This window comes from Streptomyces sp. TBY4 (assembly GCF_024213195.1).
GTDB lineage: Bacteria > Actinomycetota > Actinomycetes > Streptomycetales > Streptomycetaceae > Streptomyces.
The window spans coordinates 33,571-59,219 of the sequence record NZ_JANAVF010000025.1 but is presented as its reverse complement, the minus strand read 5'-3'; the positions used below and the strand labels follow the sequence as shown (position 1 = coordinate 59,219).

The window sequence follows — 25,649 nt, the reverse complement described above, 5'->3', positions numbered from 1 at the left end:
ACCCCGCCTGCGGCGGGCCTTTCCCTCACCCCGAGGACGGCAACGCATGACCACCACAGCCATCACCAACATCGGCAGCCTCGTCACCAACGACCCCGCCCTGGGCGACGGCACCCCCCTCGGCCTCATCCAGAACGCGACGGTCGTCATCGAGAACGAGACCGTCGCCTGGGTCGGCCCCGCCGACAAGGCCCCGGCAGCGGACGAGGCGTACGACGCCCAGGGCCGCGCCGCCATCCCCGGCTTCGTCGACTCCCACTCCCACCTAGTCTTCGCGGGCGACCGCACCGCCGAGTTCAACGCCCGCATGTCCGGCCGCGCCTACTCCGCCGGAGGCATCCGCACCACCGTCGCCGCCACCCGCGCCGCCTCCGACGCCGCGCTCGAAGCGAACCTGGTGCGCCACCTCGACGAGGCCCGCCGCCAGGGCACCACCACCTTCGAGACCAAGTCCGGCTACGGCCTCACCGTCCAGGACGAGGCCCGAGCCCTCCGCATCGCCGCCGCGCACACCGAGGAGGTCACCTACCTCGGCGCGCACATCGTCTCCCCGGACTACGCCGACGATCCGGCCGGCTACGTGGCCCTGGTCACCGGCGAGATGCTGACCGCCTGCGCCCCGTACGCCCGCTGGGTTGACGTGTTCTGCGAGAAGGGCGCCTTCGACGGCGACCAGGCCCGTGCGATCCTCACGGCCGGGGCCGCCGCCGGGCTGATCCCGCGCGTCCACGCCAACCAGCTCTCCTACGGCCCCGGCGTGCAGCTGGCCGTGGAGCTGGAGGCGGCCTCCGCCGACCACTGCACCCACCTCACCGACGCCGACGTGGACGCCCTCGCGCAGGCGGCCGGCACGACCGTGGCCACCCTGCTGCCCGGCGCCGAGTTCTCCACCCGCGCCCAGTGGCCCGACGCCCGCCGTCTGCTCGACGCCGGCGCCACCGTCGCACTGTCCACGGACTGCAACCCCGGCTCCTCCTACACGAGTTCGATGCCCTTCTGCATCGCCCTCGCCGTCCGCGACATGGGGATGACCCCGGACGAGGCCCTGTGGTCCGCCACCGCCGGCGGCGCCCGCGCCCTGCGCCGCACCGACATCGGCACCCTGACCGCCGGCGCCCGCGCCGACCTGGTCCTGCTCGACGCCCCGAGCCACGTCCACCTCGCCTACCGGCCGGGCGTTCCGCTGGTCTCGGCCGTCTGGCAGAGGGGCCGCAAGACGGCCTGAAACAGCCGCAATCCGGACGCCGCAGACCGCCCCCGGGCGCGGATCGCGGCCTGTGGACAGGCTGTTGATACGACGCTGTCCTTTGTCTTCCCTCCGTAGGGCCCCGGGGCTACCTTGAGCCACTCATCTGATGTGCCGTCAGTAACTTGTGGCCCAAGGTTCGAGGGGAAGACGAAGGTGTCCGACCGGAAACGCTCCACCGCGCTCGCACTGGCCTCCGCGCTGGCGGGGGCGGCGGTACTGCTGGCCGCCCCCGCAGCCCATGCGGCCGTTGTCGACGTCCAGTACGACTGCAAGACCCCCATCGGGGACAAGTCGGCGGTCTCGCCGATCGAGATCAAGGGAGTCAAGGAGGGCAGCGGGTACAAGCTGACGATGTCCTTCCAGAAGGGCGTCTCCTCCAGCCCCATCGAACTCGGCAAAGGCGCGATGACGCCCAGCGCCGTGATCATGGTCGACGGCGCCGAGAAGGTGTCGGTGCCGGTCTCCGGTGCCCCCAACGCCGAGGCCGTCCCGGCCAACACGCCCATCAAGATCAGCGACCTCTCGGGCACGTACACGCCCAAGAAGTCCGGCAAGGTCACGCTCACCGCGGGCGTGCTCACGATCAAGGCGATGGGTACGACCACCACCTGCACCCCGGGCAACAGCCCCAAGCCGTCCCTCGAACTCGACGTGGCGGCCCCCGGCGGCGGCAGCGCCACCGGCTCCACGGGCTCCACCGGGGGAAGCCTCCCGCAGACCGGCCCCGAGGACTCCGCCATCGCCCTCGGCACCCTCGGCGCCACCGTGCTCCTCTCCGGCGCGGCCGGCGTGCTCTGGCTGACCCGGCGCGGCCAGCGGGCCCGGTCCTGAACGGAGCGCACCCGGTCATGCCCGTGCTCCACTCGCCCCGAAGGTCAGGCGGGCTCCGCCTCGCGGCCGTCGCCGCCGCGGCCGCCGCCGTGCTCTCCTGCGCGGCGGCGGCCCCGGCCGCGGCCGACGAGCCCGGCTGGACCGCCGAGCCCGCCGCCGGGAGCGCGCCGGCCGCGGCGAAGGCCGGGGCCCGCCCGGACTCCGCGCGCCCGTTCTTCTACCTCGCCGGGCCCTCCGGCACGGTGCTGGAGGACCGCATCGCCCTGGCCAACACCAGCGACCAGGAGCACACCATCACCCTGCGCGGCGCCGACGCCTACAACACGGCGGACGGCGCCTTCGCGGTGCGGTCCGCCGAGCCCGCCGCCGGAGGCGGCCCGGAAGGGAACGGCACGGGCGCGGGCCTCTGGATCAGCTTCGGCGCGAGCACCACGGTCAAGGTCCCGCCGCGCACCCGCGCCGTGGTCCCCTTCACCGTCACCGTGCCGCCCGGCTCCCCGCCCGGGGACCACCCGGCCGCCGTCGTCGCCACCGAGTCCGGCCGCGAGGTGGGCGTACGGGTCCACCTGCGCGTCGACGGCCCGGCGCTGGCGGCGCTCACGGTCGAGGACGTCTCCGTACGGGGCAAGGGCGCGGCCGCGCGCGTCGCGTACACCCTGGTCAACCGCGGGAACGTGGCCGTCGCCCCCGAGCTCGCCATCGGCGCCGAGGGAGTCCTCGGCGAGGTCGCGGGCCGCAGCGTGCGCACCCTGCCGGTCGAGGTGCTGCCCGGCCAGCGGGTCGAGCTGACCGAACCCTGGCCCGGCGCGCCCGTGTTCGACCGCGTCGCCCTGACCCTGACCGTCACGGCCCCCGGAGGCGCCCGCGCCACGGGCAGCGCCTCGGTCTGGTTCGTGCCCTGGGGCATCGCCGGCACCACCGGCCTCGGGCTGCTGGGCCTCGGCGCCGTCGCGGCGGCCGCGCTGCTCCTCGTACGCAAGCGGCGGATCCGGTCCGGCAGCGAGCCCGGGCCCGGGCCCGCGCCGCACGGGAGCGCCGTACCCGAAGAAGCCCCAGTGCCGGAACACGAGTTGACGGGAGCACCCAGGTGAGCGCCAAGGCCGGTGGGAGACACGGCGGCAAGGTCAGGGCCCTGGTCGCGGCGGGACGCGCGGGGCTGGCGGCGGGGCTGCTGGCCTGCGCGCTGGCACTGTCCGCGGCGGCCCCGGCCGCCGCCGACGACGGGGCCAAACCCGCCGTGGCCCTCTCGCTCAAGGAGGTCGCCAAGGGCACGGAGATAGCCGTCACCGGAACCGGCTGGCGGCCCAAGACCATGGTGATGCTGCTGGTCTGCGGGCAGAACATGATCGGCGGCACCAACAGCTGCGCCAATGCCGACGGCGTGGCCGTCTCGGTCGCCGACAACGGGCAGTTCTCCGCGCAGCTCCCGGTGGTCGCCCCGCCCAAGCCCTGCCCGTGCGTGGTCAACGTGACCTCCGTCAACGGGGACCAGTCCACCGTCGCGGCCCCCCTGAAGATCACCGACCACCCGGTGGCCGACCTGCCCGCCGAGGGCGGCACGGCCCGGCTCGCCCTGCTCACCGGGGTCCAGCTCAAGGGCGGGGACGGGGTGCTCACCTGGTTCGGGGCCCCGCCCGTCCGGAAGTTCACGGTCACCGTCGGCAACCTCGGCTCCGCCGCGGTCAAGGACCCGGTCTTCCAGCTCGGCACCGCCCACGGGGTGTTCGCACCGACCTGGGAAGAGGTCCGCTGGAAGGGCACCATCCCGCCCGGCGGCAAGGCCGAGGTGGCCCTCGACGCCACCCTGACCGCCGGCGCCCACGGGGACTACACCCTCTCCCTCAAGTACGGGGAGACCGTCCTGGCCACGCAGCCCTGGGGCGTGGACCGCCCGTACGGGGTGCTGCTCTTCTGGGGCCTGCTCCTGCTGGTGATCCCGGCCGCGGTCTTCCGGATCGGCATGGCCGTCGTCGACCGGGTCCGCCCGCGCCCCGGGCACGAGGCGGGGGGCGGCCGCCACCGGGGCACGAGGCCGCCGTCCGACGCGGCGGCCGCCGTGACCGCCCGGCTCCCGCGGATCCCGGCGGTACGGGCCCCCGCGCGGGCCCCCCAACGAGGACCGGCCCGGCCCGCCCCGGCGGCCGAACCCCCACAGACCACCACGGCGGTACTGCCGTGGTTCACCCCGGACAGCGCGCCGGGGACACCGGAAACAGAAGTACCGAAAACAGAAGCAACGGAAACAGAAGCACCTGCACCACAGACGTCCGCACCGTCTGAGAACAGTCCGACGACGAAAGGACACTCGTGAAGACCCAACGGAGGGCGAGCGCGGCCGCGGTAGCGCTGCTGCTCGGCGGTGCGGGCCTTGTCATGGTGGCGACGCCCGCCCAAGCCGCGGAAGTCACCTTCGAGGTGAAGTGCGCTCCGCCGGTCGGTTCGGCGGTGGTCGGCCCCACCACGGCCAAGATCACCGCACCGGCGAATGCCAAGGTCGGGGACGAGGTGAAGGTGGTCTGGGAGACCGTGAAGGCGGCGGCCGACAACCCCGGCTTCGTCGACCTGGACGAGGACACGGTCCAGCCGACCGGCGAGATGAAGCTCGGCGGCGCCCAGTCCGGGGTCGTCAAGGTGACGGGCGAACGCAAGAACCCGAAGATTCCCAAGAACTCCCCCATGAAGCTGTCGCCGATGGAGGGCACGTTCAAGCTCACCAAGGCGGGGGACGTCACCGTGACCCCCGCTTGGTACAACGTCAACGTCAGCACCTTCAACGCCGACACCCGGTGCGACCCGACGGGCACGGTCCCGACCGGCGCGACCATCAAGGTCAGCGCGGCGGGCAGCACCCCGCCCACCAGCGCGCCGCCGACCAGTGCGCCGCCCACGAGCGCGCCGCCGACCAGTGCGCCGCCCACGAGCGCGCCGCCGACCAGCGCGCCCCCGACGAGCGCTCCGCCCACCAGCCCCGCGCCCTCGCCGACCGGCGGCGGCCAGACCGACTTCCCGGGCCAGCCCGTCGACGTCACCTTCGACTGCGGGACCTTCATGCCCGACGGCCCCCTGAAGGGCCGGGTGACGATCAGCGCGAAGAAGAACGGCGGCAGCTACGACCTGACCGCAGCCACCGCCAAGGGCGTCATGAACAGTCCCATGGACCTTCCGGCGGGCGCGCTCCAGCCCTCGATGGACATCAAGCTCGGCGGCGCCGACAGCGGCACCGTCAAGGTCACCGGCCCGGGCAACGCCGAGCCGATCAAGAGCGGGGCACCGGTCAGCCTCAGTGACATGAAGGGCACCTACAAGCCGGGCAAGACCGGCAAGACCACGCTGACCCCGGGCAACCTGACGATCAACGTGGTCATGGTCGCGGGCGGCAAGCCGATCGTGGTGCCCTGCACGGCCAGCGGCGCCACCCCGTCGCTCACGCTCGACACCGCCGCCCAGCCCGGCGGCTCCGGCACCTCCGGCACCTCCGGCTCCTCGGGCAGCACCTCGGGCGGCCTCGCCGAAACCGGCGCCTCGGACGACGGCGGCGTCAAGGCCCTGGCCCTGGTGGCCGGCACGATCCTGCTCCTCGGCGCAGCGGTCTTCACCTTCACCCCGTGGCGCCGCCTGCGCGGCCAGCGGTAACGGCACCCCGGCACGACAGAACGGCCCGGCACACCTTCCGGTGTGCCGGGCCGTTCCACGAGGCGGGGTGCGTCAGTGGACGTCGCCCATCATCGTCTGGACCTTCTTGCGGTACATGTAGATCGCGAAGCCCGCCAGCGCGGCCAGTGCGGCCTGCGCGGCGATGATCGAGGTTCCGTTCAGGTCCACCCCGGCGATCGAGAGCAGACCGGTGGTGCAGTCACCCGCGGTGACGGCGAGGAACCAGACACCCATCATCTGGCTCGCGTACTTCTGCGGGGCCATCTTGGTGGTGACGGACAGACCCACCGGGGACAGGCAGAGCTCGGCGATCGTCTGGATCATGTAGATCGAGACGAGCCACATCGGGCTCACCTTGTCCCCGCCGTTCGCCATGCCCATCGGGACGACGAAGACGAAGAACGAGCCGCCGACCAGGACCAGGGCCATCGCGAACTTCACGATGGTCGTCGGCTCCTGGTTCTTGCGCGCCAGCCAGATCCACAGCCAGGCGAAGAGCGGGGCCAGGGACATCACGAACAGCGGGTTCAGCGACTGGAACCACGTCGAGGGGAAGTCGAAGCCGAAGACCGTGTTGGCGGTGTTCTTCTCGGCGAAGGCGGCCAGCGTGGAGCCGCCCTGGTCGTAGATCATCCAGAAGACGGCGGCGGCGACGAAGAACCAGATGTAGCCGTTCATCTTCGACTGCTCGGGGGCCGAGAGGTCCTTGTCGCGCTTGATGCGGACCAGGACGCCGACCGGGATCAGCAGACCGGCGAGGGTCAGCGGGATGAGCGCCCAGTTCAGGGTGAAGACACCGGTGATGCCGACGATCACGTAGAACAGCGCCGTGACACCGACGACAGCGGCGACCTTGGTGATGATCGCCTTGCGCTCCTGTGCGGAGAGCGGGTTGGGGACCACGTTGCTGGTGGGGCTCAGGTGCTTGCTGCCCAGCAGGAACTGCGTCAGACCCAGCGCCATGCCGACGCCGGCGAGGGCGAAGCCCAGGTGCCAGTTGACGGTCTGGCCGACGGTGCCGATGACGAACGGCGCGACGAAGGCACCGAGGTTGATGCCCACGTAGAAGAGGGTGAAGCCACTGTCACGACGCGGGTCCTGCGGACCGTCGTAGAGGTGACCGACCATCGTGGAGATGTTGGCCTTCAGCAGACCGGAACCGGCCGCGACCAGCGCGAGACCGACGAAGAACATCGCCTGGCCGGGGATCGCGAGCGCGAAGTGGCCCGCCATGATCACACCGCCCGCGATGGCGACGGTCTTGCGGGCGCCCCAGACGCGGTCACCGAACCAGCCACCGGGCATGGCCATGAGGTAGACCATGGCCACGTAGATGGAGTAGATGGCCGTCGCCGTGGCGGCCTTCATGGCCAGGCCGCCGCCCTGGCTGTCGGTCGCGGCGTCGACGCCGCCCGAGATCAGGTAGACGACGAGGAGGGCGCGCATGCCGTAGTAGGAGAAACGCTCCCACATCTCGGTCATGAACAGAGTGGCCAGGCCACGGGGGTGTCCGAAGAAGGTCTTCTCGGTGGACGGGTCCGCCGAGCCCTTCGTCAGGCTGGAAGCCATGGTCGATCCTTGCTTGCTCGGGACGCGCGGCTTCGTGAGCTCAACGGCGCCCGGTGAGGGGTGGCCGGTACCGGCAGCGGGTGTTCCGGCCCCCTACGCCCGGGGGTCCCGCTCCGCGTGGGGCGGAGGCGAGAGGAACATCCGTTACCGGGATCCACGCCCTGCCGCGCTCCATCGCGCGAAGGGCCCGGCCCATAGGTCATTCACTGTCATCCCGCCCGGAACGGGCGTGCGACAACAATGCCTGCCCGATCAGGGCAGAAATAGAGACTTTCGGCTGGTTTTCGCTCGAAAGTCTCGTGGAGGTAGTGCATCAGGCGTCTCGACACCATACGACACGACAGTGTCGGATATGAAAGCACTTGAGAGATGGATCACAGGCCGGAGTGGAACCAGCGAGCCACATTCGAAGGTCGTCAGTCCTCCATGAGCACAGATAGAGAGGGGTCCGTAGGCAGGCCTCTTCTTTGCGCCGCCGCGGACTACCATCACCCACATGACGCGTGTACTGCTCGCCGAGGACGACGCATCCATCTCGGAACCCCTGGCCCGCGCCCTGCGCCGGGAAGGGTACGAGGTCGAGGTCCGGGAGGACGGCCCCACCGCCCTGGACGCGGGACTGCAGGGCGGCATCGATCTCGTCGTCCTGGACCTGGGCCTGCCGGGCATGGACGGGCTGGAGGTCGCCCGACGGCTGCGCGCCGAGGGGCACGGCTTCCCGATCCTGGTCCTCACCGCCCGCGCCGACGAGGTGGACACGGTCGTGGGCCTGGACGCCGGCGCCGACGACTACGTGACCAAACCCTTCCGGCTCGCGGAGCTGCTCGCCCGCGTCCGGGCCCTCCTGCGGCGCGGCGCCACCGAGACCGCCCAGGCCCCGGCCACCCACGGGGTGCGGATCGACGTCGAATCGCACCGCGCGTGGATGGGCGAGGAGGAGCTCCAGCTCACGGCGAAGGAGTTCGACCTGCTGCGGGTCCTCGTCCGTGACGCGGGCCGGGTCGTCACCCGCGACCAGCTCATGCGCGAGGTCTGGGACACCACCTGGTGGTCCTCCACCAAGACCCTCGACATGCACATCTCCTGGCTGCGCAAGAAGCTCGGCGACGACGCGGCCAACCCCCGCTACATCGCCACCGTCCGCGGGGTCGGCTTCCGCTTCGAGAAGAGCTGAACCACGCGGGGAATCTCCCGGGACCCCACATCTAGGGCATCCTCTGACCCATGCGCCGCCGCCTGATCAACTCCACGCTCGCCGTGGTGCTCGTCGTCATCGCCGTCTTCGGGGTCTCCCTCGTCATCGTCGAGACCCGCACCATCACCAGCAGCGCCCAGGACCGCATCGAATCCGAGGCGCTGCGCCTGATGGGCATCGTCGAGGGCGACGTCCTGGAGAAGAGGCCGGTGGACCCCGGCGCCCTCGCCGAGCAGCTCGACCCCGGCCGGTACGCCCGGATCACGATCCCCGGCCGGGAGCCCGTCGAGATCGGCACGCGGATCACCGACAGCGTCGTCCGGGGCACCGCCCGCGGGGAGCAGGGCGAGATCGTGGTCGTCGAGGAGTCCCGCTCCACGGTCACCCGCGAGGTGGGCCGGACCCTGGCCGTGGTCGGCGCCGTCGCGCTGCTCGCCGTCGTGGCGGCCGTCCTGCTCGCCGTACGCCAGGCCAACCGCCTGGCCTCCCCGCTGACCGACCTCGCCGAGACCGCCGAGCGCCTCGGATCGGGCGACCCGAGGCCCCGGCACAAGCGGTACGGGGTTCCCGAGCTGGACCGGGTCGCGGACGTACTGGACTCCAGCGCCGAGCGGATCGGCCGCATGCTCACCGCCGAGCGGCGCCTCGCCGCGGACGCCTCGCACCAGCTGCGCACCCCGCTCACCGCCCTGTCGATGCGGCTGGAGGAGATCACCGTCACCGACGACCTGGAGACCGTACGGGAGGAGGCGACGATCGCCCTCACCCAGGTGGAGCGGCTCACGGACGTGGTCCAGCGGCTCCTGACGAACTCCAGGGACCCGCGCACGGGCTCGGCCGTCCCCTTCGACCTGGACGAGGTCGTCAAGCAGCAGCTGGAGGAGTGGCGCCCCGCCTACCGCAGCGCCGGCCGGGCCGTCGTCAGCTCCGGGAAGACCGGCATCCGCGCCGTGGGCACCCCCGGCGCGGTCTCACAGGTCCTGGCGACCCTGGTGGAGAACTCCCTCATGCACGGCGGCGGCACTGTGGCCCTGCGGACCCGCGTCATCGGCAACCAGGCCGTACTGGAGGTCACGGACGAGGGGCCGGGCGTCCCGCCCGACCTCGGCAACCGGATCTTCGAGCGGGCCATCAGCGGCCGCAACTCCACCGGCATCGGCCTCGCCGTGGCCCGGGACCTCGCGGAGGCCGACGGCGGCCGCCTGGAGCTGCTCCAGACCCAGCCGCCGGTGTTCGCCCTCTTCCTCAGCCGGACCGCGCCGGAGCACTCCGAACGGGAGCAGACGGTCCGCTGAGGGCGCCTGATCCGAGCGGACCCCTCAGTTCGAGGCGGTCTCCGGGGTCCGCTCCGCGGCGGCGGCCTGCCCGTCGCGCTGCTCGACGACCAGCGAGGCCGAGGCCGGAGCGGGCAGGGCCTTGAAGACCCAGGTCCGGTAGGACCAGAAGCGGAACACGGTGGCGATGCCGATGCCGGTGAACTTGAAGAAGTTCGAGGCGAGCGGCCCGTCCCAGTGGAAGCCGTACGTGGCCGTGAACAGGATGCCGTTCTCGATCACGAGCCCGATCGCGCTGAAGGCGATGAACAGGCCCATCTCGCGGGTGCGGCCCGCTCCGGTCCGGTCGGCGCGGTCGCGGTAGGCGAAGTAGCGGAAGCCCAGGTAGTTCGTGACGATGGCGACCAGGGTGGCTATCACGCTCGCGCGCACCACCTGGAGGTCGGTGACCTGCCTGATCAGGTTGAAGACACCCAGATTGACCAGGACCCCCAGCCCGCCGACGGCTCCGAACCTGGCGACCTCGCGTGCGAGCCCGCGCACGCGGTCGAGGACGGATCCGTTCTCCGGCTTGCTCATATGAGGCTCAGTCCTGTCTTCGGGGCCCCCGTATGAGGCGTCGCATGCATCTACCCGCGCGCCCATGCTAAGTGTCACCCCATCGGTACGTCTGCGCCTTCGGGCACCGTGCGACACACGGCACACCCGCCGCGCATCCGCCCCGCGCGACGACGGGTACCGGCCAGGGCCGTCCCCATGCGGGTCCGGATGGCGGAATACCGCCGGATACCCTGGAGGAGTGACGTTCCCGGTAGTCGGCATGGTCGGCGGCGGACAGCTCGCCCGCATGACCCACGAGGCGGGTATCCCCCTCGGCATCAGATTCAAGATCCTCAGTGACACCCCACAGGACTCGGCGGCCCAGGTCGTGAGCGACGTCGTCATCGGCGACTATCGCGATCTGGAGACCCTGCGCGCCTTCGCGCGCGGCTGTGACGTGATCACCTTCGACCACGAGCACGTGCCCATCGCGCACCTGCGGGCCCTGGAGGCGGACGGCATCCCCGTCCGCCCGGGGCCCGACGCGCTGGTGCACGCCGCGGACAAGGGGGTGATGCGCGCCAAGCTCGACGAGATCGGCGCGCCCAGCCCCCGCCACCGGATCGTCAGCGATCCGGCGGACGCGGCGGCCTTCGCCGAAGAGGTCGGCGGGTTCCCCGTCATCCTCAAGACGGTGCGCGGCGGGTACGACGGAAAGGGCGTGTGGTTCGTCCGTACGCAGGCGGACGCCGAGGCACCGTTCAAGGCGGGCGTCCCGGTCCTGGCCGAGGAGAAGGTGGACTTCGTCCGCGAGCTCGCGGCCAACATCGTCCGCTCCCCGCACGGCCAGGCCGTGTCCTACCCCGTCGTGGAGTCCGTCCAGGTCGACGGGGTCTGCGACACGGTCATCGCCCCCGCCCCGAACCTCTCGGAGGCCCTGGCCGGCGAGGCCCAGGCCCTGGCCCTGCGCATCGCCAAGGAACTCGGCGTGACCGGCCACCTGGCCGTGGAGCTCTTCGAGACCGCCGACGGCCGCATCCTGGTCAACGAACTGGCGATGCGCCCGCACAACAGCGGCCACTGGACCCAGGACGGTGCCGTCACCTCCCAGTTCGCCAACCACGTACGGGCCGTCCTGGACCTCCCCCTCGGCGACCCGCGCCCCCGCGCCCGCTGGACGGTCATGGCGAACGTGCTCGGCGGGGACTACCCCGACATGTACGCGGCCTACCTCCACTGCATGGCCCACGACCCCCAGCTGAAGATCCACATGTACGGCAAGGACGTGAAACACGGCCGCAAGGTCGGCCACGTCAACACCTACGGCGACGACCTGGACGATGTGCTGGAGCGAGCACGTCACGCAGCCGGCTACCTCAGAGGATCCATTACCGAATGAGCACCTCCGCAGCAGCTCCCGTCATCGGCATCGTCATGGGCTCGGACTCCGACTGGCCCGTCATGGAGGCGGCCGCCCAGGCACTCGACGAGTTCGAGATCCCCTACGAGGTCGACGTGGTCTCCGCGCACCGGATGCCGCGCGAGATGATCGCGTACGGGGAACGGGCCGACGGGCGCGGCCTCAAGGCGATCATCGCGGGCGCGGGCGGGGCCGCCCACCTGCCCGGCATGCTCGCCTCCGTCACCCCGCTGCCCGTCATCGGCGTGCCCGTCCCGCTGAAGTACCTCGACGGCATGGACTCGCTGATGTCGATCGTGCAGATGCCGGCCGGGATCCCCGTCGCCACCGTCTCCATCGCGGGCGCCCGCAACGCCGGGCTGCTCGCCGTACGGATGCTGGCCGCGCACGACCCGGAGCTGCGCACCCGTATGACCGATTTCCTGCAGGAGCTCAACGACCAGGCGACCGAGAAGGGCAAGCGGCTGCGCAACAAGGTCGCGGGCCAGGAGTCGTTCGGATTCGGGAAGTGAACCCCGTCGACGCCGCAGGCGGGACGGACGCTGCCCGGCACCTGGACGCGGCGCGCGAACTGCTCGCCGAGCACCCGGTCGTCGACGGGCACAACGACCTGCCCTGGGCCCTGCGCGAGACGGTGCGCTACGACCTGGACCGGCGGGACATCGGCCACGACCAGAAGGGCCACCTGCACACCGACATCCCCCGGCTGCGCGCCGGCGGGGTCGGCGCGCAGTTCTGGTCGGTCTACGTGCGCTCCGACTACGCCGGGGACGACGCGGTCAGCGCCACCCTGGAGCAGATCGACGTCGTCGCCCAGCTGATCGACCGTTACCCGCGCGACCTGGTGCGGGCCCTGACGGCCGACGACATGGAGGCCGCGCGCGCCGAGGGCCGGATCGCTTCGCTGATGGGCGCCGAGGGCGGGCACTCCATCAACAACTCGCTCGCCACCCTGCGCGCCCTGCACCAGCTCGGCGTGCGGTACATGACGCTCACGCACAACGACACCATCGACTGGGCGGATTCGGCGACCGACGAGCCCCGGCACGGGGGCCTGAGCGAGTTCGGCCGCGAGGTCGTCCGGGAGATGAACCGGATCGGCATGCTCGTCGACCTCTCGCACGTCGCCGCGACCACGATGCGCGACGCGCTCGCTGTCACGGCCGCGCCGGTGGTCTTCTCGCACTCCTCGGCCCGGGCCGTCTGCGACCACGTGCGCAACATCCCCGACGACGTGCTGGCGCTGCTGCCGGCCAACGGCGGGGTGGCGATGGCCACCTTCGTGCCCAAGTTCATCCTCCCGGCGGCCGTGGAGTGGACCCTGGCCGCCGACGAGAACCTGCGCGCGCACGGCTACCACCACCTCGACACCACCCCCGGGGCGATGGCCCTGCACCGGGCCTTCGAGGAGGCGCGTCCGCGCCCGGTGGCCACGGCCGCCACGGTCGCCGACCACCTCGACCACATGCGCGAGGTGGCCGGCGTCGACCACATCGGCATCGGCGGGGACTACGACGGCACCGCCTTCACCCCGGCGGGGCTCGACGACGTGGCCGGGTACCCCAACCTGGTCGCCGAACTGCTGGCCCGCCGCTGGTCCAAGGCCGATCTGGCCAAGCTGACCTGGTCGAACGCGGTACGGACGCTGCGCGACGCCGAAGCGGTGGCCCGCGAGCAGTCGGCCTCCCGGGGTCCGTCCAACGCGGTGCTCCTCCAGGCCTGAGGCCGAGGAGCCCCGCACCCTCCCGACCGGCCCGCCCGGCGGATCGGGCGCACGGGCCGTGGCCTGCGGACACCCGCCGGCTACACCCGAACGCCACATCCGCCGGGCGCCTCCGGCGTCCCACATGTCACGGTGGCACCATCTTCCCTGCTTCTCTCCCGCTGCTTTTCGCAACGACACAGCCGCCGAGACCGGAGCGCACGCCATGGCCGACCTGCAGGACGAACCGCACACGAACCCGGTGACCCCCGTGGGCCCCGGCTCCCTAGGAGCCGAGGATCCCACCGGCACATTGCTCCCGGGCGCCCTGGACCGGGCCGCCGCACTGCTTTGCGTCCATCCCGTCGCGGATGGCAGCAACACCCTCGTCCGGACCCTGCGCGAGAGTCCGTACCACGACATCGAGACCTCGGACACGGGCGTCGACACCGACATCCCGCGCCTGCGCGCCGGGGGAGTGGGCGCCCAGTTCTGGTCGCTGCTCATGCCGCGCGAGGCCGCGGCCACCGACCAGGTGGTGTCCGACACCCTCGAACAGATCGACGTGGCGCTGGCCCTGATCAGCCGTTACCCCGACAGCCTCTGCCTCGCGCTGACCGCCGACGACCTGGCGGACGCCCGCAACCGGGGCCGCATCGCCTCCCTCCTCGGCCCCGTGCCAGGCCGCACCCTGACGGATTCGCTGGGCGTGCTGCGCGCCTTCCACGCGCTGGGCGTACGGATCCTCGCGCCGGCCGGGGCCCCGTGGGCCACGGAGGGGCTGACCGCCTTCGGCCACGAGGTGGTCAAGGAGATGAACCGGCTGGCGATGCTGCTGGACCTCAAGGGCTGCCCGCCCGCGCCAGCCTGCCAGCTCGCCGCGGCCTCCAAGGCGCCGGTGATCATCTCGCACACCGGGGCGGCCGCCCTCCATCCGCACCCGGACAACGTGACCGACGAGGTGCTGCTCGCGCTGCGCGCGGCGAACGGACTGGCGATGGTCAGCTTCGACACCGCGCTCACCGGGGACTCCCTGCACGCGGTCGCGGACCACGTGGAGCACGTACGAGCCGTCGCGGGCCCCGACTGCGTGGGCCTGGGCGCCGGCTTCGGCGCCGAGCCGGGCATCCCCCGGCCGGCGGGACTGACGGACCCCTCGGGCTATCCGCGGCTGATCGCGGAACTGCTGGAGCGGGGCTGGCCGGAGACCGACCTGGCCCTGCTCACCTGGGGCAACGCCCAGCGGGTGATAAGGGACGCGGAGTTCACGGCCCGCGCGGCCCAGCACCGCAGGGCGTCCTGAACGGCGGTCAGACGCGCGCCGGAACCCCGGAGCCGGCCTTCGGCGCCGGGGCCGTCGCGGCCTCGTCCCCGGCGCCGGTCCCGGCTGCGGGGACGGGGCTGACGCTCGCCCGCCACAGGAGCAGGCAGGACCAGACGGCGGCCCAGCCCAGCAGGCCGTTGCGCAGCAGCAGCAGGAAGGTGCCGAAGCCGGTGCCGGGCAGGATCTGCGAGCTGTAGGTCAGGGGGTAGATCGCCGTGCTGAGCGCGGTCGAGGCCACGATCAGCACGGCCACCGGCCGCTGCGTGGTGTGCTTGCAGGTCAGGCAGACGGCCGCGAGGCCGACCAGCCAGATCAGGTACTGCGGGCTGAGCACGCGGCTGGTGATGGTGAAGACGAGGATGGCGCACAGCGCGGCGTCCAGCGGGGTCGCGGTCGTCCAGCGCCGGGCCTTCACCCGCCAGAGCAGCAGCCACGCGAAGCCGACGACCGTGAGGCCGACGGAGAGCAGGGCGACGCTGGAGACGTACGGGCCGAGGTACTCGTAGGCGCCGTAGCGGACTTCGACCTTCCCGGACCAGGCGCCGACCAGCTTGCCGAACATCAGGGCGGAGCCGCCGAGCGACTCGACCTGGATGCCGCGGTTGCCCTGGTTGCCGAGGAAGCCGAGGGTGTCGCGGAAGAACAGCGCGAGCACGGCGAGCAGTACGGCCCCGGCCGCCACGGCCGAGACGACCGCATCGCGGGTGGTGCGCCCGCGCGGGGTGCCGATCAGCGTGAGCAGCGGCCAGACCTTGACCAGGGCGCCGATTCCGGCGAGGACCCCGCCGAGCTTGCGGCGGAAGCGCAGGCACAGCAGCGAGCCGACGGCGAGCAGGGTGACCTGGAGGTCGTAGCGGCCGAAGGGCAGCGACAGCAGCAGCGGCAGCGCGGCCAGCCACAGCACGGCGCCGGCCATGCTGCCGTCGGCGCGCCGGGCGGCGCGGACCAGGCCGATGGCGATCAGTGCGTCGCAGACCACGGTCAGGGCGACGAAGGCCTGGAAGTAGGTGAGGAAGGGGAGCAGGTCGGGCGACAGGAAGATCGCCGCCGCGGCCGGCGGGTACTGCCACATGACGTCGTCGTGCGGCATGGTCCCCGTGACGAGGACGTCGTACCAGTTGTTGTAGGTCTCGGTGATCTCCACGCGTACCGAGGAGGTGCCGGACAGGTTCACCACCAGGAGGACCACCATCAGGGTCCGGGTGGCCAGCCAGAAGCCCGCCATGGCCAGGCGGCCGCGGCGTCCCCGGAGTGCGGAGTCGATGGTCCTGCTCGTACTGGTCATCGGCTGTGAGTCTAGCCATCCCCCGTGCGGGGCCCCGGCTGCTCCCGCCAACGATCCGGTGACGAGATGCGAAACCGCGCACTCCGGAACGAAGCGGATCGAGGTCAGGCGCGCGGGCGCCCCATCGCGCGGTAGGTCCAGCCGGCGGCCCGCCACACGGCGGGGTCGAGGGCGTTGCGGCCGTCGAGGAGGAGCCGGTCGGTGACGACCTCGCCGAGGGCGGCGGGGTCCAGGTCGCGGAACTCGCGCCACTCGGTGAGGTGGAGGACGACCTCGGCGCCGCGGGCGGCGTCCAGGGCGGTGTCGGCGTACCCGAGGGTGGGGAAGACGCGGCGGGCGTTGTCCATGCCCTTGGGGTCGTAGACGGTGACCTGGCCGCCCTGGAGGTGGATCTGGCCGGCCACGTTCAGCGCGGGGGAGTCGCGGACGTCGTCGGAGTCCGGCTTGAAGGTGGCGCCCAGGACGGCCACCCGCTTGCCGAGGAAGGAGCCGCCGACGGCCTCGCGGGCCAGCTCGACCATGTGGCCGCGGCGGCGCATGTTGATGGAGTCGACCTCGCGCAGGAAGGTCAGGGCCTGGTCGGCGCCGAGCTCGCCGGCCCGCGCCATGAACGCGCGGATGTCCTTGGGCAGGCAGCCGCCGCCGAAGCCGATGCCGGCGCGCAGGAACTTCTTCCCGATGCGCTCGTCGTGGCCGATGGCCTCGGCCAGCTTCACCACGTCGCCGCCGGCCGCCTCGCAGACCTCTGCCATGGCGTTGATGAAGGAGATCTTCGTGGCGAGGAAGGAGTTGGCGGCGGTCTTGACGAGTTCGGCGGTGGGGAAGTCGGTGACGACCAGCGGAGTGCCCTCGCCCATGGGGGTCGCGTAGACCTCCCGCAGCAGCTTCTCGGCGCGTTCGCCGCGTTCGCCGTCGATCCCGATGACGATCCGGTCCGGGTGCAGGGTGTCCTGGACGGCGTAGCCCTCGCGCAGGAACTCCGGGTTCCAGGCGAGGTCGACCTCCTCGCCGGCCGGGGCGAGCGCGGCCAGCTTCACGGCGATGCGCTCGGCGGAGCCGACGGGCACGGTGGACTTGCCGACGACCAGGGCGGGCCGGGTCAGGTGCGGGGCGAGCGATTCCACGACGGCGTCGACGTAGCTCATGTCGCAGGCGTACTCGCCGTGCTTCTGCGGGGTGTTCACGCAGACGAAGTGCACATCGGCGTCGAAGGCTCCGAGCTCCTCGTAGGAGCAGGTGAAGCGCAGCCGGCCGGTGGAGCCGGGCAGTCCGGCCACGTGCGCGGCCAGCAGCTCCTCCAGCCCCGGCTCGTACATGGGGACGCGGCCGCCGGCGAGCAGGGCGATCTTCTCCGGGACCACGTCCAGACCGAGCACCTCGAACCCCAGCTCCGCCATCGCCGCGGCATGCGTGGCGCCGAGGTATCCGGTGCCGATCACAGTGATCTTGAGGGGGGCCATGGGTGCTCCTGGAGGTGCGGGGCCGTTCGCGGCAACCGAGCATAGTCGGGCTGGTGGCCGGGGATGCATTCCGCTCCGGGGGCCGCACCGGCCCCGCTGTCACGCAACTCACGTGGTCCGCCCGTGACGCGGTCGGCGGGCGGACACTAAGCTTGCGCTACTTAACGGTAGTTAACACCACGCACCACCTGGGGAGTGAGAGATCTTGGCGGGTTCTGCCGACTTCGACCTGTACCGCCCGGCCGAGGAGCACGACATGCTCCGCGAGTCCGTCCGCGCGCTCGCCGAGGCGAAGATCATGCCCTTCGCCGCCGCGGTCGACGAGGAGTCCCGCTTTCCGCAGGAGGCCCTGGACGCCCTCGTCGCCAGCGACCTGCACGCCGTCCACGTGCCCGAGAGCTACGGCGGCGCCGGCGCCGACGCCCTCGCCACCGTGATCGTGATCGAGGAGGTGGCCCGCGTCTGCGCCTCCTCCTCCCTCATCCCCGCGGTCAACAAGCTCGGCTCGCTCCCGGTGATCCTCTCCGGCTCCGAGGAGCTCAAGGCCAAGTACCTCGGCCCGCTGGCCAAGGGCGACGCGATGTTCTCGTACGCCCTCTCCGAGCCCGACGCGGGCTCGGACGCCGCGGGCATGAAGACCCGCGCCGTACGCGACGGCGACTTCTGGGTGCTCAACGGCGTCAAGCGCTGGATCACCAACGCCGGCGTCTCCGAGTACTACACGGTCATGGCCGTCACCGACCCCGAGAAGCGCTCCAAGGGCATCAGCGCCTTCGTCGTCGAGAAGTCGGACGAGGGCGTCTCCTTCGGTGCCCCGGAGAAGAAGCTCGGCATCAAGGGCTCCCCGACGCGCGAGGTCTACCTCGACAACGTCCGCATCCCCGCCGACCGCATGATCGGCGCCGAGGGCACCGGATTCGCCACCGCGATGAAGACCCTCGACCACACCCGCATCACCATCGCCGCCCAGGCGCTCGGCATCGCCCAGGGCGCCCTGGACTACGCCAAGGGCTACGTCCAGGAGCGCAAGCAGTTCGGCAAGCCGATCGGCGACTTCCAGGGCGTGCAGTTCATGCTCGCGGACATGGCCATGAAGATCGAGGCCGCCCGCCAGCTGACCTACTCGGCCGCGGCCCGCTCGGAGCGCGTCTCCGGCGGCGGCCCGCACGAGGACCTCACCTTCTTCGGCGCCGCGGCCAAGTGCTTCGCCTCGGACGTGGCCATGGAGGTCACCACGGACGCCGTCCAGCTCCTCGGCGGCTACGGCTACACCCGGGACTACCCGGTGGAGCGCATGATGCGCGACGCCAAGATCACCCAGATCTACGAGGGCACGAACCAGGTCCAGCGCATCGTCATGGCGCGCAACCTGCCGTAAGGCAGGGCTCCCGGGCACCGGGGGCACGCGCGTGCCCCCGGCACATGCCGGGGGCGCCGCGTGCAACCCGTACGCAGTGGCTAGGCTGTGCGCCGGTCGGCCCCAGGCGCGGGGCCGCGGGGGGCGGGGAAACAGGATGTCCGTGGAACGTCACATGGCGGGGATGCTCCAGCAGATAGCCCGGCAGCAGGACGTCGTCGAGATCGCCCCGCAGGGCACCCCTCGGAAGGCGGCCGCCCTGGCGTACGTGGCGGAGCAGTACGGATACACGTACGGCACGGCCTGCCGGACCGGGTTCAAGAACTCGCTCGTCCAGGTCCGGATGTACCGGGACCCGCGCCCCGAGGCGCGCGTTCGCGAGGCGGCCACCCTCACCGCCCATCCGCAGGCCGGCAACGGCGGGACCGTGCCCGGGCTGGACCGGGGTTCGCTGAAGCCGCTCCCCGGGGCGACCGACGCCGTGGTCGTGCTGAAGGACCTCGTCACCTTCGACGTCATGGCCCAGTACGTCGGCGACCGGAAGCAGAAGACAGTGGTCTACCTGGGCTGCGCCGTCCTGACCGCCCTGCTGTTCGCCGACAAGTCGCCGGTCGAAGCAGTCGCCACCGGAGGGCTGCTCGCGGTGCTCGCCACCGTGGCCTTCCAGGTGGGCACGGTCCGCCGCGCGGGGATCGCGCGGCGGCTGACCGCCGCCGGGTTCCACGCGGTGACCGACGAACAGGGCGCCCAGCGGTTCCTGCGCCCGGGGCAGCAGTTGCCCGGCCACGCCAACCCGTTCGCCGCCTGAGGCCCTGGCCTGCGGCGCAGACGGTCGCACACATCGGGCACCAGCCCCCTGGGGACCCCCCGGATGGGCTAAATTTGGACCTTCGTACGCCGGAACCGGTTGGGGAGAACGCAAATGACGGAAGCGATCCTGCTGGTCGGCGGACAGGGGACGCGGTTGCGCCCCGTCACGGTGAACACGCCGAAGCCGATGGTCCACACGGCAGGTGTTCCCTTCCTCGCCCACCAGATAGCCCGCGCCGCCGCCGCAGGCGTCACGCACATCGTGATGGCCACCTGCTACCTCGCCGAGGTCTTCGAGCCCTACTTCGGGGACGGGTCCGCCTTCGGCGTGCACCTGGAGTACGTGGTCGAGGACGAGCCCCTCGGCACCGGCGGCGCCATCCGCAACGCGGCGCAGCTGCTCACCGGCGGCCCGGACTCCCCGGTGCTCGTCTTCAACGGGGACATCCTCACCGGCCTGGACATCGCCGGACTCGTCGAATCCCACAAGGCGGCCGACGCCGACGTCTCCCTGCACCTGGTGCGGGTCGACGACCCGCGCGCCTTCGGCCTGGTCCCCACGGACGCCCGGGGGCGGGTGCTGGCCTTCACCGAGAAGCCGCAGACGCCCGAGGAGATCATCACCGACCAGATCAACGCCGGCTGCTACGTCTTCCGGCGCAGCGTGATCGACACCATCCCGGCCGGCCGGTCCGTTTCCGTGGAGCGCGAGACCTTCCCCGGGCTGCTGGCCTCCGGGGCCACCCTGCACGGGGTCACCGAGAACACGTACTGGATGGACCTCGGCAAGCCGGAGGCGATCATCCAGGCCTCCGCCGACCTGGTCCGCGGCGTCGTCCCCTCCCCGGCCGTCCCCGGACGCCGCGGCGAGTCCCTCGTCCTGCCCGGGGCCCACGTCGCGGCCGGGGCCAAGCTGTCGGGGGGCACCGTGGTGGGCGCCGGAGCCCGCATCGAGGCCGGTGCGGTGGTCCAGGGCTCCATCGTGCTGGCGGACGCGGTCGTCGGCCCGGACGCGCAGGTGTCCGCGAGCCTGATCGGCGCGGGCGCCTCGGTGGGCGCGCGGACCGTACTGGACGCCACCGTCATCGGTGACGGAGCCGAGGTGGGGGCCGACAACGAGCTCCGCGCCGGCGCCCGGATCTGGTGCGGGGCACGGCTGCCCGACGCGGCGATCCGCTTCTCCCCCGACGCCTGACGCGGATGCGCGGGGCGCCCCGAGGAGGGGCGCCCGCCACCGTGACCGGGCGTCGTGACCGGGCGTCGTGATCAGTTCCCGCGGACGGTGACCTTCTCGTCCTTCTGGATCTGCTGCACCAGCTGCTGCACCTTCGCCTTGTCCCAGACGAGGTTGCCGCCGCGCTGACCGGAGATGGGCATGTTCATGGACACGCCGTCACCGCCGCTGATGCCCTTCATCGCGAAGAACATCGACCCCATGTCCCACAGCGACATGTCCTTGTCCACGATCAGCGTGTCCAGACCCGCGCCCAGCACCGGGTACAGCGTGAACGGGTTCAGGATCGTCGTCGGGGTCGCCGCCTGGCTGGCCAGGGCCGACAGGAACTTCTGCTGGTTCTTGGTCCGCTGCAGGTCCGACTCGGCGAAGGCGTAGCGGGTCCGTACGTAGGCCAGCGACTGCTCGCCGTTCAGCGTCTGGGTGCCCTCCTTGAAGTCGGCCCCGGACTTGTCGTCCTTGAACCCCTTCTCGATGTTGAGCTCCACCCCGCCCAGCGCGTCCACGATGTTGGCGAAGCCGGCGAAGCCGATCTCCGCGTAGTGGTCGATGCGCAGGCCGGTGTTGAACTCCACCGTCCGCACGAGCAGCTCCGGGCCGTCATCCGCGTACGCCGCGTTCAGCTTGGTGCGCTTGCCCGTGCCCGCGAACTTCTTGCCCGACTCCGAGCCGACGAAGGACGGGATCTCCACGTCGGAGTCGCGCGGCAGGGAGATCATCGTGTTCCCGCTGGAGCACTTGGCGAGGATCATCATCGAGTCGGTGCGCTTGCCCTCGGCCGAGCCGGTGTGGAGCTTCTTCTTGTCCTCGGCGGACATGCCCTCACGGCTGTCGGAGCCCACGATCAGGTAGGTCGTGCAGTCGCCCTCCTTCGGGCGCTCGATGACCTTGGAGAGGTCCACCTCGCGGCGCACGTTGGAGTCGGCCCAGAAGTAGGTGCCGATGCCCGTCACGAGCAGGCCGGAGACCAGCACGATCGAGCCGATCTTGAGCCGCTTGCGCCAGTCCGGTGCGGGGCCCGCCGGGCGGGCCGGGCCGCCGGGGCCGCGTCCGCGCGGCCCGCCGGGCGGCTGGCCGCCTCCGTACACCTGGCCGGTGTTGTAGCCGCTGTCGTAGCCTCCGGCGCCGTTGTACGAGCCGTCCTGCTGCGGAGGCACGTAGGCGGGCCCGGCCGGCGGCTGGGCCGGACGGCGCGGGGGCTGCTGGGGCTGCGGCGGCTGCTGGGGCTGCCGGGACGCCTGGGGGCCGGGGCCGGGGCGCTGGACGTGCCTCATCCGCTGTGCGCCTTCCGGCTCCGCCCGGCCGCTGCCGCGGCCGTACCCGTCATCGCGGCGGCCGCGCTGGTCCTGCTCGCCGCTCCACCCGTCCCAGTCACTCATGTGCCCAAGAATGCCTGGCAGACAGCCCCCCGGAACACCCCCGGCAGCTCTTCGTACCGCTGCTGTTGCAGAGCTGACACCAGCAGGCCGCACTTAAGCTGTCCCCATGACAGAGATACCGGGCGAGCTGCGGGGAAAGCCGATCTCGGCGTCCCGCACCACGCTGAGCCACATCATGACCGCCAATGACACCAACCTCCTCGGCACGGTGCACGGCGGCGTGATCATGAAGCTGGTGGACGACGCGGCCGGTGCCGTGGCCGGCCGCCACTCCGGCGGCCCGGCGGTCACCGCCTCCATGGACGAGATGGCCTTCCTCGCCCCCGTCCGCGTCGGCGACCTCGTCCACGTCAAGGCCCAGTGCAACTGGACCGGCCGCTCCTCCATGGAGATCGGCGTACGCGTCCTCGCGGAGCGGTGGAACGAGTCCACCCCCGCCACCCAGGTCGGCAGTGCCTACCTCGTCTTCACCGCGGTCGACTCCGACGGCAGGCCCCGCGAGGTCCCGCAGGTGATCCGGGAGACCGAGCGCGACGAGCGGCGCTACCAGGAGGCCCAGATCCGCCGCACCCACCGGCTAGCCCGCCGCCAGGCCATCCGCGACCTGCGCGAGGAGCGGTCCGCGCAGGGACTCGACGCCGACGCCTAGGACCCGCCGCAGACCACCTGGTCACCGGTGACCACGCCGAAGGCGCCCTGGTACGGGTCCTCCGCACGCACCGCCACCACCTTGCGGTAGTCCGCGCCTGCGATGACCACGACGGTCCGCCCCTGCCCCCGCACCGCCCGCAGCTCGCTGCCGGGCAGCGCCGTCGACACCGAGCGGGCCGACCGGTCCCAGCGCGGGTCGTACGTGATCACCGTGCGCTTGACGTCCCGGCTCGCGCCGTTCCCCGGAGCCCGGGTGGTGTCGAAGCCGGTGGCGCGCAGCGCCGAGTCCACCCGGGTGCCCAGCCCGTCGATCCGGGTGCCGTTCTCCACCTGGACCCGGACCTGCCCCGGCGGCACGTCCACCGGTACCGCGGGCTGCCGCTGCACCGGGCGGCCGGCGGCGGCGGCCGGGGGCGGAGCCATCGGCCGGTCCTCGCGCAGCGCCTGGAAGAGCTTGGCGGCCTTCCCCGCGTCCCACTTCACGGTGGAGCCGATGCCCTTCACCGGGAAGGAGGGGTCGCCGACCGGCACGGAGGCGAACTCGGAGGAGGACGGGGTGAAGTCGCGCATGGCCTGCCCGAGCGCCAGCATCTGTTCCGAGCCGAAGCCCCTGTCGGCCCGGACCGAGCTCAGCAGGGTGGAGCTGACCTGCTTGAACTTGACGGGGTTGAGCAGCACCCCGCCGCTCGTGGCCTGCTTGATCAGGGCGGCGATGAACCGCTGCTGGCGCTGCATCCGCCCCAGGTCCGAGGCCCCGTCGACATGGCGCGAGCGCACGTACTGAAGGGCCTGTCCACCGCTGAGCCGGTGGCTGCCGGGGAGCAGGTCGAGGCCGGTGTTGGGGTCGCGCATGGTCTTGGCGGTGCAGATCTCCACGCCGCCCATGGCGTCGACGGTCTTCATGAAGCTGGTGAAGTCGACCTCCAGATAGTGGTCGATCTTCACCCGGGTCATGCTCTCGACGGTGCGCACGGTCAGCTGGGGCCCGCCCTCGGCATAGGCGGCGTTGAGCTTCACGGGGTGGGGCCCGTGATGTTTGCCGCTGGAGCCGTCCACGTGCGCGGGCAGCTCCACGAAGCTGTCGCGGGGGAGGCTGACCACGCTGGCACGGGTCCGGTCCGCCGAGAGGTGGACCATCATGACGGTGTCGGTGCAGTGGCAGGGGGCGCCGCCCAGGCGGTACTCGCGCTTCTCCGCGGCGGTGATCTTGTCGCGTCCGTCGGTGCCGACGAGCAGGAAGTTCACCCCGTGCCCGGCCTGCGGGCGGTTCTTCATGTCCTTGAAGGGGTCCACCCGCTGGATCCCGGTGTCCAGCCCGGTCATCACGGCGTGCCCGAGGGCCCCGGAGCCCAGGACGAGCACCGACAGTCCCGCGGCGAGCCGTACGCCCCAGCGGGGTCTGTCCGCCGGCCGCTTCCCGCCCTTCCGGGGCCCGGCCGGACCGCCGGGCCGCGGCGCGCGCTGCGCCGGCCGGGCGGACCGGGCGGGCAGGGCGGGTCGGGTGGGACGGTGCGGCTGGGGCACGGGGGACACCTCGCACGTTCGGCAGATTCGTGAGAACGGTAGGCCCATACGATCAGCTGCTGTCCGTACTGCTCATCCGGCGCGCACCCGGTTCCCCCGTACGCGGTAACGTGACACCGATACCCGACCTTGAAGGACCACATGCCCACCCAGCAGCCCGCAGTTTCGGTGATCATGCCGGTGCTCAACGAGGAGCGTCACCTGCGCGACTCGGTCCGCCACATCCTCGGACAGGAGTACGGGGGTGAGATGGAAGTGGTGATCGCCCTCGGGCCGTCCAAGGACCGGACCGACCAGATCGCCGCCGAGCTGGTACGGGAAGACCCCCGCGTCCACACCGTCCCGAACCCCACCGGCCGCACCCCCGCCGCTCTCAATGCGGCCATCCAGGCCTCGCGCCACCCGGTCGTGGTGCGCGTGGACGGCCACGGAATGCTCTCCCCGAACTACATCGCCACCGCGGTCCGCCTCCTGGAGGAGACCGGCGCGCAGAACGTCGGCGGCATCATGCACGCCGAGGGCGAGAACCCCTGGGAGGAAGCCGTCGCGGCCGCGATGACCTCGCGGATCGGCGTAGGCAACGCGGCCTTCCACACCGGCGGCAAGGCGGGCCCGGCGGACACCGTGTACCTCGGGGTGTTCCGCCGCGAGGCGCTGGAGCAGGCCGGCGGCTACAACGTGGAGTTCATCCGCGCCCAGGACTGGGAGCTGAACTTCCGCATCCGCGAGGCGGGCGGGCTCATCTGGTTCTCGCCCGAGCTGAAGGTCCAGTACCGCCCGCGGCCCTCCGTGCGCGCGCTCGCCAAGCAGTACAAGGACTACGGACGCTGGCGCCACGTGGTGGCCCGCTACCACTCGGGCTCCATCAACCTGCGCTACCTCGCCGCACCGGCCGCCGTCTGCGCGATCGCCGCCGGCGTGGTCGTCGGAGCGGCCGTCACCCCGTGGGCCTTCGTCCTCCCGGCGGGCTACCTCGCGGCGATCACCGCCGGCTCCGTCCCGGCGGGCAAGGGGCTGGGGCTCAAGGCCCGCATGCGGATCCCCGTCGCCCTGGCGACCATGCACGTGTGCTGGGGGTACGGCTTCCTGACGAGCCCGCGCTCGCTCGCCGCCAAGGTCATCGCGAGCCGCCGCCCGTCGATCCGGCGGGACCCCGCCGAGGCCTGAGCCCGCGTACGCACACCAAAGGGG

General features: G+C 71.9%; 22 protein-coding genes. 16 read left to right on the top strand and 6 right to left on the bottom strand.

Annotation, left to right across the window (positions count from 1 at the left end; all coding sequences use genetic code 11):
- Nucleotides 1-46: 46 nt before the first annotated feature.
- From hutI to NLX94_RS36655, 5 genes are all read left to right on the top strand, one after another.
- The gene (gene hutI, locus NLX94_RS36675) at nt 47-1,225 is read left to right on the top strand and encodes an imidazolonepropionase (RefSeq protein ID WP_254387606.1); all 1,179 of its coding nucleotides are present in this window, start codon (nt 47-49) and stop codon (nt 1,223-1,225) included.
- Between the two features lie 177 nt (nt 1,226-1,402).
- Nucleotides 1,403-2,080 (top strand): LPXTG cell wall anchor domain-containing protein, encoded by a 678-nt coding sequence (locus NLX94_RS36670; RefSeq protein ID WP_254387605.1) that lies wholly within the window; start codon nt 1,403-1,405, stop codon nt 2,078-2,080.
- A gap of 17 nt (nt 2,081-2,097) precedes the next feature.
- Nucleotides 2,098-3,171, top strand: coding sequence for a hypothetical protein (locus NLX94_RS36665; RefSeq protein WP_254387604.1), 1,074 nt, complete (start codon nt 2,098-2,100; stop codon nt 3,169-3,171).
- 77 nt (nt 3,172-3,248) lie between these two features.
- Nucleotides 3,249-4,391, top strand: coding sequence for a hypothetical protein (locus NLX94_RS36660; RefSeq protein ID WP_254387645.1), 1,143 nt, complete (start codon nt 3,249-3,251; stop codon nt 4,389-4,391).
- Nucleotides 4,388-5,713: a hypothetical protein gene (locus NLX94_RS36655; RefSeq protein ID WP_254387603.1), complete on the top strand. Its 1,326-nt coding sequence runs from the start codon at nt 4,388-4,390 to the stop codon at nt 5,711-5,713. Before NLX94_RS36660 ends, NLX94_RS36655 begins: the two co-directional genes overlap by 4 nt.
- Before the next feature lie 72 nt (nt 5,714-5,785).
- Here NLX94_RS36655 and NLX94_RS36650 read toward each other — a convergent pair whose 3' ends face one another.
- Nucleotides 5,786-7,303, bottom strand: a complete 1,518-nt coding sequence (locus NLX94_RS36650; RefSeq protein WP_254387602.1) for a peptide MFS transporter — start codon at nt 7,301-7,303, stop codon at nt 5,786-5,788.
- 496 nt (nt 7,304-7,799) lie between these two features.
- On the opposite strand from NLX94_RS36650, the gene NLX94_RS36645 reads away from it, so the two are divergent.
- Complete coding sequence (locus NLX94_RS36645) at nt 7,800-8,477, top strand: response regulator transcription factor (RefSeq protein ID WP_254387601.1); 678 nt, start codon at nt 7,800-7,802, stop codon at nt 8,475-8,477.
- Nucleotides 8,478-8,527: 50 nt separating this feature from the next.
- The gene (locus tag NLX94_RS36640; RefSeq protein WP_254387600.1) at nt 8,528-9,793 is read left to right on the top strand and encodes an ATP-binding protein; all 1,266 of its coding nucleotides are present in this window, start codon (nt 8,528-8,530) and stop codon (nt 9,791-9,793) included.
- Between the two features lie 24 nt (nt 9,794-9,817).
- On the opposite strand, the gene NLX94_RS36635 is transcribed toward NLX94_RS36640, so the two are convergent.
- Nucleotides 9,818-10,351, bottom strand: a complete 534-nt coding sequence (locus NLX94_RS36635) for a GtrA family protein (RefSeq protein ID WP_254387599.1) — start codon at nt 10,349-10,351, stop codon at nt 9,818-9,820.
- A gap of 241 nt (nt 10,352-10,592) precedes the next feature.
- On the opposite strand from NLX94_RS36635, the gene NLX94_RS36630 reads away from it, so the two are divergent.
- The 4 genes from NLX94_RS36630 (at nt 10,593) to NLX94_RS36615 (ending at nt 14,737) form a co-directional block, all read left to right on the top strand.
- Complete coding sequence (locus tag NLX94_RS36630; protein ID WP_254387644.1) at nt 10,593-11,711, top strand: 5-(carboxyamino)imidazole ribonucleotide synthase; 1,119 nt, start codon at nt 10,593-10,595, stop codon at nt 11,709-11,711.
- On the top strand, nt 11,708-12,244 hold the full coding sequence (purE, locus tag NLX94_RS36625) for a 5-(carboxyamino)imidazole ribonucleotide mutase (RefSeq protein WP_254387598.1): 537 nt from the start codon (nt 11,708-11,710) through the stop codon (nt 12,242-12,244). The genes NLX94_RS36630 and purE overlap by 4 nt, the downstream gene beginning before the upstream one ends.
- Nucleotides 12,241-13,455, top strand: a complete 1,215-nt coding sequence (locus tag NLX94_RS36620; protein ID WP_254387597.1) for a dipeptidase — start codon at nt 12,241-12,243, stop codon at nt 13,453-13,455. The genes purE and NLX94_RS36620 overlap by 4 nt, the downstream gene beginning before the upstream one ends.
- Before the next feature lie 205 nt (nt 13,456-13,660).
- Nucleotides 13,661-14,737, top strand: a complete 1,077-nt coding sequence (locus NLX94_RS36615; RefSeq protein WP_254387596.1) for a membrane dipeptidase — start codon at nt 13,661-13,663, stop codon at nt 14,735-14,737.
- 7 nt (nt 14,738-14,744) lie between these two features.
- Here the strand turns inward: NLX94_RS36615 and NLX94_RS36610 are convergent, their stop codons facing one another.
- Nucleotides 14,745-16,043: a glycosyltransferase family 87 protein gene (locus tag NLX94_RS36610; protein ID WP_254387595.1), complete on the bottom strand. Its 1,299-nt coding sequence runs from the start codon at nt 16,041-16,043 to the stop codon at nt 14,745-14,747.
- A gap of 104 nt (nt 16,044-16,147) precedes the next feature.
- Nucleotides 16,148-17,503 carry a UDP-glucose/GDP-mannose dehydrogenase family protein gene (locus NLX94_RS36605; RefSeq protein WP_254387594.1) on the bottom strand — a complete coding sequence of 452 codons (1,356 nt, stop codon included), beginning with the start codon at nt 17,501-17,503 and terminating at the stop codon, nt 16,148-16,150.
- A 205-nt stretch (nt 17,504-17,708) separates the two neighbouring features.
- On the opposite strand from NLX94_RS36605, the gene NLX94_RS36600 reads away from it, so the two are divergent.
- From NLX94_RS36600 to NLX94_RS36590, 3 genes are all read left to right on the top strand, one after another.
- The gene (locus NLX94_RS36600; RefSeq protein ID WP_254387593.1) at nt 17,709-18,881 is read left to right on the top strand and encodes an acyl-CoA dehydrogenase family protein; all 1,173 of its coding nucleotides are present in this window, start codon (nt 17,709-17,711) and stop codon (nt 18,879-18,881) included.
- A 136-nt stretch (nt 18,882-19,017) separates the two neighbouring features.
- Nucleotides 19,018-19,668, top strand: coding sequence for a hypothetical protein (locus tag NLX94_RS36595; protein WP_254387592.1), 651 nt, complete (start codon nt 19,018-19,020; stop codon nt 19,666-19,668).
- Between the two features lie 114 nt (nt 19,669-19,782).
- On the top strand, nt 19,783-20,865 hold the full coding sequence (locus NLX94_RS36590; protein ID WP_254387591.1) for an NDP-sugar synthase: 1,083 nt from the start codon (nt 19,783-19,785) through the stop codon (nt 20,863-20,865).
- A gap of 71 nt (nt 20,866-20,936) precedes the next feature.
- Here the strand turns inward: NLX94_RS36590 and NLX94_RS36585 are convergent, their stop codons facing one another.
- Nucleotides 20,937-22,283, bottom strand: coding sequence for an LCP family protein (locus NLX94_RS36585; protein ID WP_254387590.1), 1,347 nt, complete (start codon nt 22,281-22,283; stop codon nt 20,937-20,939).
- A gap of 106 nt (nt 22,284-22,389) precedes the next feature.
- Between NLX94_RS36585 and NLX94_RS36580 the strand changes: the two genes are divergently transcribed.
- A complete protein-coding gene (locus NLX94_RS36580; RefSeq protein ID WP_254387589.1) occupies nt 22,390-22,932 on the top strand; it encodes an acyl-CoA thioesterase in 543 nt (180 codons plus the stop codon).
- Here the strand turns inward: NLX94_RS36580 and NLX94_RS36575 are convergent.
- Nucleotides 22,929-24,506 (bottom strand): LCP family protein, encoded by a 1,578-nt coding sequence (locus NLX94_RS36575; protein ID WP_254387588.1) that lies wholly within the window; start codon nt 24,504-24,506, stop codon nt 22,929-22,931. The two genes, NLX94_RS36580 and NLX94_RS36575, sit on opposite strands and share 4 nt — an antisense overlap.
- A 93-nt stretch (nt 24,507-24,599) precedes the next feature.
- On the opposite strand from NLX94_RS36575, the gene NLX94_RS36570 reads away from it, so the two are divergent.
- A complete protein-coding gene (locus NLX94_RS36570; RefSeq protein WP_254387587.1) occupies nt 24,600-25,625 on the top strand; it encodes a glycosyltransferase family 2 protein in 1,026 nt (341 codons plus the stop codon).
- The last annotated feature ends 24 nt before the right edge of the window (nt 25,626-25,649 follow it).

Coding starts and splice junctions, on each gene's coding strand:
- hutI (WP_254387606.1), top strand. CDS start 47: ATGACCACCACAGCCATCACCAACATCGGCAGCCTCGTCACCAACGAC.
- NLX94_RS36665 (WP_254387604.1), top strand. CDS start 2,098: ATGCCCGTGCTCCACTCGCCCCGAAGGTCAGGCGGGCTCCGCCTCGCG.
- NLX94_RS36650 (WP_254387602.1), bottom strand. CDS start 7,303: ATGGCTTCCAGCCTGACGAAGGGCTCGGCGGACCCGTCCACCGAGAAG.
- NLX94_RS36645 (WP_254387601.1), top strand. CDS start 7,800: ATGACGCGTGTACTGCTCGCCGAGGACGACGCATCCATCTCGGAACCC.
- NLX94_RS36640 (WP_254387600.1), top strand. CDS start 8,528: ATGCGCCGCCGCCTGATCAACTCCACGCTCGCCGTGGTGCTCGTCGTC.
- NLX94_RS36635 (WP_254387599.1), bottom strand. CDS start 10,351: ATGAGCAAGCCGGAGAACGGATCCGTCCTCGACCGCGTGCGCGGGCTC.
- NLX94_RS36630 (WP_254387644.1), top strand. CDS start 10,593: ATGGTCGGCGGCGGACAGCTCGCCCGCATGACCCACGAGGCGGGTATC.
- purE (WP_254387598.1), top strand. CDS start 11,708: ATGAGCACCTCCGCAGCAGCTCCCGTCATCGGCATCGTCATGGGCTCG.
- NLX94_RS36615 (WP_254387596.1), top strand. CDS start 13,661: ATGGCCGACCTGCAGGACGAACCGCACACGAACCCGGTGACCCCCGTG.
- NLX94_RS36610 (WP_254387595.1), bottom strand. CDS start 16,043: ATGACCAGTACGAGCAGGACCATCGACTCCGCACTCCGGGGACGCCGC.
- NLX94_RS36605 (WP_254387594.1), bottom strand. CDS start 17,503: ATGGCCCCCCTCAAGATCACTGTGATCGGCACCGGATACCTCGGCGCC.
- NLX94_RS36595 (WP_254387592.1), top strand. CDS start 19,018: ATGTCCGTGGAACGTCACATGGCGGGGATGCTCCAGCAGATAGCCCGG.
- NLX94_RS36590 (WP_254387591.1), top strand. CDS start 19,783: ATGACGGAAGCGATCCTGCTGGTCGGCGGACAGGGGACGCGGTTGCGC.
- NLX94_RS36585 (WP_254387590.1), bottom strand. CDS start 22,283: ATGAGTGACTGGGACGGGTGGAGCGGCGAGCAGGACCAGCGCGGCCGC.
- NLX94_RS36580 (WP_254387589.1), top strand. CDS start 22,390: ATGACAGAGATACCGGGCGAGCTGCGGGGAAAGCCGATCTCGGCGTCC.
- NLX94_RS36575 (WP_254387588.1), bottom strand. CDS start 24,506: ATGGGCCTACCGTTCTCACGAATCTGCCGAACGTGCGAGGTGTCCCCC.
- NLX94_RS36570 (WP_254387587.1), top strand. CDS start 24,600: ATGCCCACCCAGCAGCCCGCAGTTTCGGTGATCATGCCGGTGCTCAAC.